The organism is Mycobacterium sp. shizuoka-1 (genome assembly GCF_002723835.1).
Taxonomy (GTDB): Bacteria; Actinomycetota; Actinomycetes; order Mycobacteriales; family Mycobacteriaceae; genus Mycobacterium.
In genome coordinates this window covers 138,307-149,531 of sequence record NZ_BEWG01000025.1, presented here as the reverse complement: position 1 = coordinate 149,531, position 11,225 = coordinate 138,307, and the positions used below count along the sequence as shown (strand labels likewise).

Annotated in this window: 12 protein-coding genes; 1 reads left to right on the top strand and 11 read right to left on the bottom strand. The window is 67.8% G+C overall.

Going from position 1 to position 11,225, the window contains the following annotated elements:
- The 10 genes from MSZK_RS09465 to MSZK_RS09420 all read right to left on the bottom strand — a co-directional run.
- Positions 1 to 911, bottom strand: a 911-nt coding sequence (locus MSZK_RS09465) for a cytochrome P450 (protein ID WP_304528947.1), incomplete at its 3' end; no start/stop codon positions are given.
- The gene (locus tag MSZK_RS09460) at positions 908 to 1,744 is read right to left on the bottom strand and encodes a hypothetical protein (protein WP_099247168.1); all 837 of its coding nucleotides are present in this window, start codon (positions 1,742 to 1,744) and stop codon (positions 908 to 910) included. The genes MSZK_RS09465 and MSZK_RS09460, both read right to left, overlap by 4 nt.
- Entirely contained in the window at positions 1,741 to 2,940 is a 1,200-nt protein-coding gene (locus MSZK_RS09455) for an NHL repeat-containing protein (protein ID WP_099247166.1), read from the bottom strand. Before MSZK_RS09455 ends, MSZK_RS09460 begins: the two co-directional genes overlap by 4 nt.
- The gene (locus MSZK_RS09450; protein WP_099247164.1) at positions 2,937 to 3,827 is read right to left on the bottom strand and encodes a NifU family protein; all 891 of its coding nucleotides are present in this window, start codon (positions 3,825 to 3,827) and stop codon (positions 2,937 to 2,939) included. Before MSZK_RS09450 ends, MSZK_RS09455 begins: the two co-directional genes overlap by 4 nt.
- Entirely contained in the window at positions 3,811 to 4,980 is a 1,170-nt protein-coding gene (locus MSZK_RS09445) for a hypothetical protein (protein WP_371411309.1), read from the bottom strand. The genes MSZK_RS09450 and MSZK_RS09445 overlap by 17 nt, the downstream gene beginning before the upstream one ends.
- A 100-nt stretch (positions 4,981 to 5,080) precedes the next feature.
- Positions 5,081 to 5,326 (bottom strand): hypothetical protein, encoded by a 246-nt coding sequence (locus MSZK_RS09440; RefSeq protein WP_099247229.1) that lies wholly within the window; start codon positions 5,324 to 5,326, stop codon positions 5,081 to 5,083.
- Between the two features lie 5 nt (positions 5,327 to 5,331).
- Positions 5,332 to 6,093: a hydrogenase maturation protease gene (locus tag MSZK_RS09435; protein WP_099247160.1), complete on the bottom strand. Its 762-nt coding sequence runs from the start codon at positions 6,091 to 6,093 to the stop codon at positions 5,332 to 5,334.
- Between the two features lie 104 nt (positions 6,094 to 6,197).
- Positions 6,198 to 7,805 (bottom strand): nickel-dependent hydrogenase large subunit, encoded by a 1,608-nt coding sequence (locus tag MSZK_RS09430; RefSeq protein WP_099247158.1) that lies wholly within the window; start codon positions 7,803 to 7,805, stop codon positions 6,198 to 6,200.
- 54 nt (positions 7,806 to 7,859) lie between these two features.
- Positions 7,860 to 8,831, bottom strand: a complete 972-nt coding sequence (locus MSZK_RS09425; RefSeq protein ID WP_099247156.1) for a hydrogenase — start codon at positions 8,829 to 8,831, stop codon at positions 7,860 to 7,862.
- 93 nt (positions 8,832 to 8,924) lie between these two features.
- Positions 8,925 to 9,431: a DUF1641 domain-containing protein gene (locus MSZK_RS09420; protein WP_099247154.1), complete on the bottom strand. Its 507-nt coding sequence runs from the start codon at positions 9,429 to 9,431 to the stop codon at positions 8,925 to 8,927.
- A 227-nt stretch (positions 9,432 to 9,658) separates the two neighbouring features.
- On the opposite strand from MSZK_RS09420, the gene MSZK_RS09415 reads away from it, so the two are divergent.
- Positions 9,659 to 10,720: an AraC family transcriptional regulator gene (locus MSZK_RS09415; protein WP_099247152.1), complete on the top strand. Its 1,062-nt coding sequence runs from the start codon at positions 9,659 to 9,661 to the stop codon at positions 10,718 to 10,720.
- A 49-nt stretch (positions 10,721 to 10,769) separates the two neighbouring features.
- Here the strand turns inward: MSZK_RS09415 and MSZK_RS33395 are convergent, their stop codons facing one another.
- The gene (locus MSZK_RS33395; protein WP_371411308.1) at positions 10,770 to 11,075 is read right to left on the bottom strand and encodes a LysR substrate-binding domain-containing protein; all 306 of its coding nucleotides are present in this window, start codon (positions 11,073 to 11,075) and stop codon (positions 10,770 to 10,772) included.
- Between the last annotated feature and the right edge of the window lie 150 nt (positions 11,076 to 11,225).

Here is an 11,225-nt window from a genome sequence, read left to right as displayed (position 1 = left end):
TCGGTGTCGCGCACCACATGGCGGTAATGCGCGCGGAAGGGCGGCTCGAGGCGCAGGGTTTCTTCGACGAAGGCGCCCAACGATTCCGGCCGTTCGCGAAGGTGTGCCTGAAGTTCCGGATCCGTCGCCAGCAGTGACACCGCCGTGCCCAGCAGCGAGGCCGTGGATTCACCGCCGGCGCTGAACAGGGACACCAGGATGAGCTGTGCGGCGAACGTACTCAACCGTCCGTCGTTGCACGCCCTGGCAAGGTCGCCGATCAGATCGTCGCGCGGGGCGGCGATCGCGCCCTCCAGATGCTCGGCGATGTAACCGCTGAGTTCGGTGATCGCCGTCATCGACGCGGCGAGCTCGTCAGCCGACATCAACCCGTCGAGCAACTGCGTGGTGGCGTATCCCCAGTGCGCCAGCTTGTCGGTGTCGGCGTCGGGAACGCCGATCAGGCGGCCGACAATCGACATCGGCAACCGGTTGGCTACCGCGTCCATCCACTCGATACGCCCGTCGACAACGCCAACCGACCACTGCTGGTCGAAGACGTCGGCGACCAGCGGTCCCAGCGCTGCCACCCGCTTGGCCGTGAACTGCGCGAGCACCAGCTTGCGGTGTGCGGCATGCACGGGATCGTCTGCGGTGACCAGGATGTGTGTCGCCCCGCCGAGACCCTCCATGGCGAACGGCACCACCCCACCGTCGGTGGTGTAGGTCATCGTCGCGGTGAGGTTGGACGAGAAGTCCTGTGGGCGCGCCGCAACCTCGGTGATCGCGGCCCACGAGGAGGCCAGATAGAAGCCGGAATCGCCGACCCGGTGCACCGGCCCCGCCTCCCGCAGCCGCGCGTAGAGCGGATACGGATTCTGGATCGCCTCCGCGCCGAAGAACTCCGCCGGGTCGACCAGAATGGTGGTCACGCGATCAACCCCACCAGACCGGGGTCGAACGTCGCCCGCGCGGCCACCGAGGTCGCCGCCGCGGACACCACCAGCGCGGCATCGTTCTCGTAGCCCTTCGGGAACACGATCTCGGCGCTGTCGGCGTTCTCCCGATGAGCCATCAGCCAATCGTAGAGCAGCCAATCCACTGCGCAGGTCACTGTCAACGGATCAGCGTCCGGCGAGCCGGCCGACGCCACCACCGCTTCCAGGGCGTCGCGATGCTCCTTGCGGGCAGCCTCCTTGTTCACCCCTGAGCTGTCGAAGAACAGCATCGCCAGGGTCAGCGGAAACCGTTGGCCGGCTTCGGTGCGCACCACCCAGCGGCCGCCTTTCCACGGCTTGTCCGGGTCGACCAGATGAAACTCCCCGAACCCTCCGATGACCCCGATCGACGGGTCGTCGAGCTCTCCGTCGAACGGTGCCGGACCCAGCAGATCGAGCGGCAGGCGGGCCCGGATCGAGAACAGCGCGGCCGTGCCGATGATCTTCCCGGCCCGCAACTCGGCGCGCAGGCCCGTTTTCTCCAGCGCCGCGGCGTATTCGAAGCACAGCCGGTCCAGTGTGCGATGCAATTCGACCAGGCCGTCCCGCTCGTCGGCGTCGGCGGGCAACCGGCCCCCACCCAGGATCTCGCCGAACCGGCCTGCCGCGATGATCAGCGCGTCGTCGAGTGCCTCCAGGTGCGTGGCCACCAACCGATCCGGCTCGTCGTCGACAGCCACCAACGCCTGCAACGAGGTCGGGCTGCCCGCAGGCGTCGCCCAATAGAACCCGATCTGCCCGTCCGCCTGGACGATCCGCGGCCTCACTCCGACTCGCCGCCCGTCGTGCGGCGCCAGATCATCACCCGGTTGTTGCCGGAATCCGCGACCGCCAACGAGTCACCGCGCAGCGACAACCCGTACGGCCAGCACAGCGTGTCGCGCTGCACCGAGGTCCAGCGGTTCTCGCCGTTCGAGCCGAAGTCCGGCTGGGCCAGCACATGATCGGCGCCGCGACCGTCGTCCGGCCGGTCGTCCCACAGCAGGATCCGGTTGTTGGCGGTGTCGGCGACCGCCAGCCGACGACCGTCCAGGCACGCCGCGTACGGGAAGCGGAACCGATCGGACGTATGCGGCCCATAGGGCCATTCCAGCGCACTGTCGAAGTCGGGCTGGCCCAGCACGGTGTCGGCGTCGCGGTCTGCGTCGGGCGCGGGGGCCCACCCCAGCAACCGGTGGTCGCCGGCGTCGGCGATCAGCAGCACATCGTCGTCGCCGGTGATGTCGTGGGGCCAGCGGAACGTGGCGGGGCCGACCACACCGCCGCGGTTCTCCTCCCGCGACACGGGATCTGGTTGGCCGAGCACTACGTCGGCGGGCTGGTCGGGTTCGGGAATGCCGTTGCGCCAGCCCAGAACGCGCCGGTTTCCGGTGTCGGCAACCCAGAAGGCCGACCCGACGACACCGATGCCGAACGGCCAGTACAACGTCGACGCCGAGCATTCGCCGCCGCGGTTCTCGGTCACCGAGACGGCATCCGGTTGACCGAGCACCAGATCCGGCGCCACGTCGCTGGTCTGCGGCACGCTGTTCCACACCAGGATCCGGTGATGCCAGGCGTCGGCGACGATCAACCGTCCGTCGTGCACCAGCACACCGGTCGGCAGATTCATCCCGCGCTCCGGGCCCCGGCCGCCGGCCGCCCGGCCCTCCGAGGTTCCGTCGGGCTGGCCGAGCACCACGTCGGCGGGTTGCTCGTCGTCCTCGGGGATGCCATGCCAGATCAGCACCCGGTGGTTACCCGAGTCCGCCACCACGAGGTGCTGCTCGCCGAGGAAGACTCCGCGCGGTGAATACATCCACGCCATCGAGGGTTGGGCCGGCGGCAGCGCCAGTCCGCCCGGTGCGGGTGCCCCCAGCCACAACGCCGGTGACCAGCCGTCGGTCCGGTCGACATCCGGTCTGACGTCGGCGCGAGTCCCGCCGAATCCACTGATGTTGCGCCGGACGGTATAGCGGCTCATGTGCTGACGCGGATCCAGACGACGCCCTCGTCGACGCGCAGTGGCAGCTGTTCCAACTGGGCCCCGGGAGCGCTGAGACACTCCCCCGACGTCGCGTCGAAACAGAAGCCGTGCCACGGACAGGTCAGGGTGTTGCTGGCCAGGTCGAGCACCGCGTTGTCCAGCGGCAGCGCCTCGTGCGCACACTCGTTGCGGTAGGCCGACAGTCGCTGCCCCGCGTTGACCACGATCACCTCGGCGGGTTCCCCGGTGGCCGTCGTCAGGCTCAGCGCCGAGAGCTCGTCGACAGCCAGGTCGGCAGCGGGCCCGACCTTCACCCAACCCTCGCCGCCCGGATCGCGCCCGATCCGCAACGCCTCGACCGGGATCAGTGTGGGAGTGGGCTCGTTGGGCAGCACCTCGACCGCCGTGATCGCCGGAACACCCTGTACCAGAGCCTCTTCGACGAGGTTGCGCAAGGTCACCGACGACATCGAGCATCCGTTGCAGGCGCCTTCCAGGCGCACGAACGCCGTTCCGTCGTCGACCCGGACCAGCGTGACGTCACCGCCGTGGCTGTTCAGTTGGGGGCGTACCGATGCCAGAACCTGGTTGGCGTGGGTGACGGGATCCGGTCGCACGATGCCGTGCAGCGACAGCAGCAGGTGGACCGTCGGATCATCCACCAACTCGAACAGCACGTCTCGGGCGGGGTCTGGTGAACGCATCCGGCGCACCATGGTCACCAAACCCGCCCGGTGGATCTCCTCGATCGCCGACTTCAATTCCTCGGCCACGCTGCGCGCCGCGGGGTCCAGCCCGTCCAGCGCGGCGACCGCCGCGTCCACCCGGGTGGCGAGGTCCTCGAACGTCGGCTCGGCGACCGGCCGTTCAGTGGTCGTCGACATCGGCGTCCGTCCGGCCCAACGTCGTCTGGCGGGCGATCTCGTCGAGCACGCCGCGAACGGTGCGCACCGCATCGTCGTCGCCGAGTTCCTCGAACAGGAACCGCGCTTCGTACAGCTTGGCCTTGGCCTGGTCGAAGGCCCCGAGATGAGCCAGCACGTTGCCCTGGTTCGCCAGCACCCGGGCCCGGCCCACCGGGTCGGTGTCACGGTCGCGGGCTTCCAGCACCGCCTCGTAGAGTTCGACCGCCTCGACGAGGTTGTCGGCTTGATGCTTGGACGGCGTGTAGACCAGCGAGTTGGCCAGGTTGAGCTGCACGCTGGCCCATTGCTCGGGATAGTCCTCCCGGGTGTACACCTTCAATGCCGACCGCAGCGACTGTGCGGCGATGCCCAGCCGCAACTGACCGGAGGCCTCGGTCATCGGCATCGTCAGATAGGCCGTGGCCAGGTTGGCGTGCGCCGACGCCCACAACAGCGGGGCCTCGTCGCGCAGCACCAACTGCAACGCCGAATGATAATGCGGCACAACCGCTGCCAGCAGCTCTGGACGGTCAGGAGTTTGTTCGTGCAGCAACCCGGCGAGGTGCAGGTGCAGCTCGGCCCGTGCGACGCGCAGCCCGTCGGCACCGTCGAGTGCCGCCAGCGCCGTCTCGTACCGCCGGTAGGCGTCCGGATGCCCGCCGTGGGCGGCGATCGAGGCCGCCGCACCCAGCAGTACGCCGTACAACGGCCGGGACACGTCGGCCACCTCGTCGGCGGCCTGGTCGAGCAACGCCGTCGCACCCGCGGCGTCCCCGTCGTTCAATGCCTTGCTGGCCTGCGTCGACAGCACCAGGGCGGCCAGCTCCGCGGTGGCCGAACCCACCGCCGGCGGCGTGTCGGACCGGCCGAGGGCGAACAGCACCACGTCCACCAGTACGCCGAATTCACCGAGCTGCGAGCGCAATTCATCGGGATCCGCGCCGTCGGGATCCATCACGAATCGGTTGTATCGGCTGACCGGGTCATCGCCGTCCAGCAATGCCAGTGCGCCCTCGCGATCTCCGGCCAGCGCCAGTTCGTGCGCGCGCAGCGCTTCGGGCCACTGTGGCACGGCGCCGGCGAGCAGGGCCGTGCGGGCGTCCTCGGTGTCCGGGGAGGCCGGAATCAGCATGTAGCCCAGCGGAAGTGCGAACGCACCCAAGGCCTGCGGTCGGACCGCGAGAACGTCGGTCTCCACAGAGTCGGCAACTGCAGTCACGGCATCTCTCCCCTCATCCGTGGATGGGTCCGCGGATATCGCGCTCGGCGGCGCGTTTGATCAACCGGGCCGACAACTCGGCGCGGGCTTTGGTGTTGTGAGTGTCGATGCGCTTGCGCACCACCCCGTCGGCGAACACCACGACGATGTCCACCGCCCAGCGGCCACGCTCCGGCACCACCACGGTCTGCACATCCAGCGCCTCGTCGGTGGAACTGTCGTTCCGGACGGTGGTCTTGGGCCTGGGCGCATCACACATGACGATCACCGGGCCGACCCCAGCGGAATCCGCAGTGCGTGTTGGGCATCGTCCCAGAATGCCTGATGAACGCCGGTCACGGGGCGGTCTGCGAGTACCTCGCGCACCAGCAGGGAGCGGTCGCCGGCGGGGTTGCGCTGCTTGAGCAACAAGCCGCCGCTGCGAGGCCCCCGCAGCGGGATCAGCCAGAGATCGTCCTCGCGCACCATCGCCGCCACCGCGTCCGACGGAAAGCGGCTGGCCGCCAACGCCGCGTCCAGCCGCACGTATCCGTCGTCGGTGAAGCCGACAGAGATGTCGTCACCGATCTGCGGCCGCAGCGGACCCAGATAGTCGCGCTCGAGCAGCTCGATCACCTGCTCCATCGCGGCCTCGACCGGTTCGGACAGATCCGCGCCCAACTCGACACCGGCTGCCTCGATCAGAAACACCGTGATGTCGCTCGGGCAGTCGTCGGCCAGCACCCAGCGGGCGAACGCGATCGCGTGATCCCACCGGAAGGAGTGCGTGTGCAGGCCCTGCAGCGGCGGCAGGTCGGCCAACTCCTCGCCGGGTACCCGGTACACCGTCCCCGGCTGCGCGCCGGTGGCCGACGCGTCGATGATCACCACCCGCTGCGCGCCGCGCATCTGGAAGGCGACGTCCATCCCCGCAGTGCCCCCGTCGACCAGCCGGGCGTCGGAGGGCACCCCGCGCTCCCACAGGTGGCGGACCAGAACCGGTCCGACACCGTCGTCGCCGCGCAACAGGTTTCCGCAGCCCACCACCAAGACCGCACACCCAGGCGGCCCGATATCCAGCGAAGGGGGGCGGATATCGGAACCGCCTGGGTTGCTGCGGGAGTCGTGTGCCCCAGGCTCGATCGCCGGGCTCACACCATTCCGTTAATGACGAACTTCGACAGCTCCTTGCCGGTCTTGCCGTCGTAGGCATGCACGGTGCAGACCAGGCAGGAGTCGAAGCTGCGTGCCACATGGCCGAGCTCGACGGGATCGTCGGGATCCACGATCGGTGAACCGACCAGGGCCTTCTCGATCGGGCCGAGAACCTCGTTGCCGTCGCGCGGCCCGATGTTCCAGGCGGTGGGGGTGATCACCTGGTAGTTCTTGATCTTGTTGTCTTCCAGGACGATCCAGTCGGCCAGCGAACCGCGGGCGGCCTCGGTCGCGCCGAAGCCCTTGCCCTCGGCGTACTCGGTGGGCTTGGTGTAGAAGCTCTCCTTGAGGTCGAGCTGGTCCAGCCACGATTTGACCCACTTGTAGTACTTCGGCGCCTCGTGCACGCGGGCCAGCTGGCGCACCAGCACGCTCGGCCCGATCTTGTTCATGATGTCGACGAACAGCGGGTCGTTGTCCTGGTGCGGGCCGGCATTCGGGCCGCCTGCGGCCATCCGGCGCGCGAGCGGGCCGGCCTCCAGCGGGATGTTCCCCAGATCGCCGACGGCGTACCGCGGGGACTTCGCCCAGCTGTACTTGCCCTGCTTCTTGCCGTCCTCGGGATCCAGCGGGATGGTCTCGCCGTCGAACGGATGCAGCGGAGTACTGCCCTGATAGAACGAGTGCGTCACGTCCTCACGGACATTGGCCTGGTCGAAGTCGTACCACTGCCCCTTGGCGTAGACGCCGCCGCGACCGATCAACGCGGCGTTGCGGCCCTCGATCGTCGGGTTCTCATACAGCGTCGGGTCGAAGTAGGTGCCGGTGGAGATGTAGTTGCCGACACCCTGGCCGTACTTGTCCAGACCGATGTCGAGGGCATAGCGGATGAAGAACCCGCAGTCACTGTTGTACTGGGACTCGTTCTCGTCGACCCAGGCCAGCACGTCCTCCCAGGTCTTGTTCTCCAGCCACCGGTCGATGCTGCAGCCCAGCCACTGGCCTTCGAGCCAGTTGTCCTTCCAGTGCTCGAGAATGGCGATCGAGCGGGTCACGTCCGACAGCGTGGGCGCCGACATGACGCCGCCGGGCACCATGAAGCTGGAGTGCGGCCACTGCCCGCCGAAGATCGCATACACCTCGACGGGCTTGTTGGACAGCACCACGCCAGGCTGGTAGCTGGTGCCGACGTAGGGCGCGAACCGGCGAACCGCCTCGTCGTACATCGCGGACTTGGCGTAGTTCTTGTTCGTCAGGTCGATGGCGAACAGGGCGTAGAAGTAGCGCGGGATCGACTGCAGCGTCTCGCAGGCCTGGGCGATATTGCGGATCAGTGTCGCGTTCGGCGGCATATGGGTGCGCCAGGCGGTGTCGAGCGCATAGGCCGACTTGTACAGGTGGCTGCCGCCACAGATGCCGCAGATGCGCGGACAGACCACGAGGCCGGACTGCGGGTCCTTGCCCCGCAGGATGATCTCGAAGCCGCGGAACATCGCCGCTTCCGTCCAGGCCGAGGTGACGACACCGTCGTCGATGGTGACCCGGACGTCGAGGTCACCCTCGACACGGCCCAACGGGCTGACGTAAAGGTCGAGCGCGGTCATGACAAAGTCCTCCAAAAGGTATGGGCTGAACCAGGGCTGGTGGTTTCGGCGGGGCTATACGACGAACATGTCTTCTTTGGACCACTGCGGCGCCGCGATGCGCGCCGCAGCCGCGTGTGCCATGTACGTCAGGTGGTCGGATCCCTCGGGCACTTCCTTGGGGATCACTCCGCCTACCTTCTGGGTCTTGAACAGTGTTCCCGGGGCCAGGTCGAAATGCGGGAACTCCGGCTCGGTGCAGCCCAGGCACGGCATGCCGGCACGGGTCTTCGACGACTGCCGGTTCCACAGGATCCGGTTGCACGGCGAGTGGGTCATCGGTCCCCGGCAGCCGAACTCGTAGAACAGGCAGCCGGTGCGGGTGCCCTCACCGAACGACATGGTCGACTGCTTGTACTCGAAGAATTGCACTCGGGTGCAACCGGTTTGGGTGAACGTCTTGAAGAACGTCTCCGGGCGGTGCAGCTCGTCGAGCGCGATGTCACCTGCGCGGCCGGTCGCCAAGGCCACGATGATCTGGGTGATCCAGTCCGGGTGGGCCGGGCAGCCGGGGATGTTGATGACGGGCAGGCCCATTTTGGATCGGAAGTCCGGTCCGAGGAATCCGCCCTTGTCCCGCTTGTGGAATTGCAGGCCGGTCGATGCCGACGGGTTGGGCTCCATCGCGGGAATGCCACCCCAGCACGCACAGTCGCCGATCGCGACCACGATCTGGGCGGCGCCGGCCAGGTCGGTGACCCAGTCCTTCATCGGGCGGTCGGCGAACATGTCCATCCGCCCGGTGCCGTTGGGCGCTTCGATGACACTGCCCTCGAACACGAAGATGTCCAGGGGGCGTTCACCCTTGGCGCAGTCCCAGAAGACTTTCTGCGCGTTGGCGCCCAACTCCAGCCCCAGCGACGGGTGCCAGATGAGATCCAGGCCGAAATCGACGATCAGGTCGACGACGTTGGGCTCTTCGGCGTTGAGAAACGACATGGTGTTGCCACTGCATGCCCCTCCCTGAAACCACAGAACGGAAGCCATGGAAGAACTCCTCTCAGATGCCGACCGAGGGCGCGGCCGAAATGGGTTGGGCTGAAACGACTGTGCGGCAGTGCGCCGGACAAGCGGGAAGCACTACCGGCCAACCTGGCGGCCGAAGGCACGGGCAACGTGAATCATGAAACCCAGGCCCCGCGCCACGTCAGGGTCTTTGGTCACCTTCCACAGCGCGAACAGCCCTTTCGGGCCACCCGGGTCCGCCGCGGCGGCGGCCTGACCTTCGGCCAGCGCCGGGCCGAGCTGGGACAGCAGCGTGTTGAGCGCCGGGGCCGCCCCGATCAGTGACGTCGACAGCGTGGCGAGGCTTTGTGCCAGACCTTGCAGGTCGACGTCCTTGAGAGCGTCGGCACCGGGCACCACACCGGCCACCGAGACGCTCTTGAAGTCGCCGACGGCGGAGGTCAGCGACTCGGTGATCAGGTCGCCGCGGCGGATGAAACCGTCCAGTCCCTCGACCAGCACCGCCAGCAGGTCGGCGTGGTCGAGCAGGTTGTTCAGCGACGCGGCGACCTTCGGGTCATCGAGTCGGTCGCGGATCTGGTCCGCCGGCGATACCGCGACCGCCTGCCCGTTAGCCGTCATGCAAACCTCCCGATCGCCGCTGCCGGCATCTCCATCGGCAACTGTGGCCTCCGTCACAAGCTAGCGGGGCGGCACCGCCATGCCTATCGCTTTCGCGCAGGAGCTGTCAGGATTACGCAGAGTTGCGCGCGCTAGCGCGCGCTCGGGTGCTTGGAGGGTTGCGTGATCACCGCGGATACTTTAACCAAATCTTCACTTTTCAGCCGGGAAACCCGTGGTCAGGACTGATGTCCCGCCTCACCCGCCTGGGCTACATCGACGTCCGGCGCACCAGCAATCCGGTGCGCCGCAAGGTGCGCTCCCGCGGTGTGCCGCCGGCGCTGGCGAACAATGAGATCTTCTACACCGAGGACGTGCCGGAGGCCTCCCGACTGATCGCCAAGACGCTGGGTCCGCTGAGCCTCACCGTCGGCTCCGACCAGGTCAGCGGATTTGCTGCGACCATGCACGGCGTGCGGCTGCGCAACGTCAGCATGCTGTACCTGGACGTCCACGTGGCAGCGGCCATCGACATCCCGATGCTGGGCCCCTACTACGGGGTGCACATGCCGATGAACGGGCACGCGCTCGTCGAGCATCGCGGACATACCTTCCAGGCCAACACCATTCGGTCCGCGGTGACCAGTCCAGGGGTATCGCTGCGGATGGCCTTCGAGCATGACTCACCGCAGCTGATCATCCGGGTGGAGGAACGCGCGATGGCGGCCCACCTGACCCGGCTGCTGGGCCGCAGCCTGAAAAGGCCGCTGGTGTTCGAGCCCGAGTTCGACATGGCCACCGAGGCCGCGATGCGCTGGCACGCCGCGGTACAGCTGATTCACACCGAGGTGTTCCACGAAGGCTCGCTGATCCAGCGCGGCCAGGGCATCGGCGCGGTGGAGGAACTGGTGATGAGCAGCCTGCTGCAGCTGCAGCCGTCGAACTACCACGAGGAGTTCCTCGCCCCGCCACCCTCGGATCAGCGCCGCGCCGTGGTGCAGAACGCGATGAACTACGTCGACGACCACCTGGCCGAACGGATCACGATGGACGCCATCGCCAAGGCCGTGCACATGAGCGTGCGCTCAATCCAGCAAGGCTTCCGCGAGGAGCTGGGCATGAGCCCGATGAACTTCGTCCGCGAGCGCCGGCTGGAACGCGTGCACGAGGATCTGACCGATGCGCTGCCCTCCGACGGCGTGACCGTCACCCAGGTCGCCGAGCGGTGGGGCTTTCACCATCTGGGCAGCTTTGCCGTGGAGTACCGCAAGCGCTGGGGTGAGGCGCCGTCGGAAACCCTACGGCGCTGAGCGATTTGGGCGCGCTTTCGTTCGCTGGGCGGCGGTTTGCGCGCCGAAATCACGAGGCGGCGCTGCGGACCGCGCTCATCGCGCGCCAGCCCAAGGCCCGGTCACCGATGAGGTGTTTGACCAGTAGTTCGGTCGACATCGTCGGCGTCGTCTGGCTGACCAGATGCCAGGGCCGATTCAAGGGTGTACCGGTCACCGGGATCTGCACCAGGGCACCGCTGTCCAGCTGCGACTGCACGGCCTGCTGCGAGACCAGCGTGACCCCGAGGCCTGCGCCGGCCGCAGCAACCACGGCCCCGTGCGACCCGAGCACCAGCAGCGGCGGGCTCACGGCCAGGTCGTCCAGCAACGCCATGGTCGCCGATCGGGTACCCGAGCCCGGCTCGCGCAGCAGCCACGTCGCCGACGCCGGCTCGAAATCGGCTGCCGCCGAAGGTTGTCCGACAACGATCAGGGTGTTCGGGCTCACTGCGCGCACCCTGGTCTTCTTGCGCAGATCGTCGGG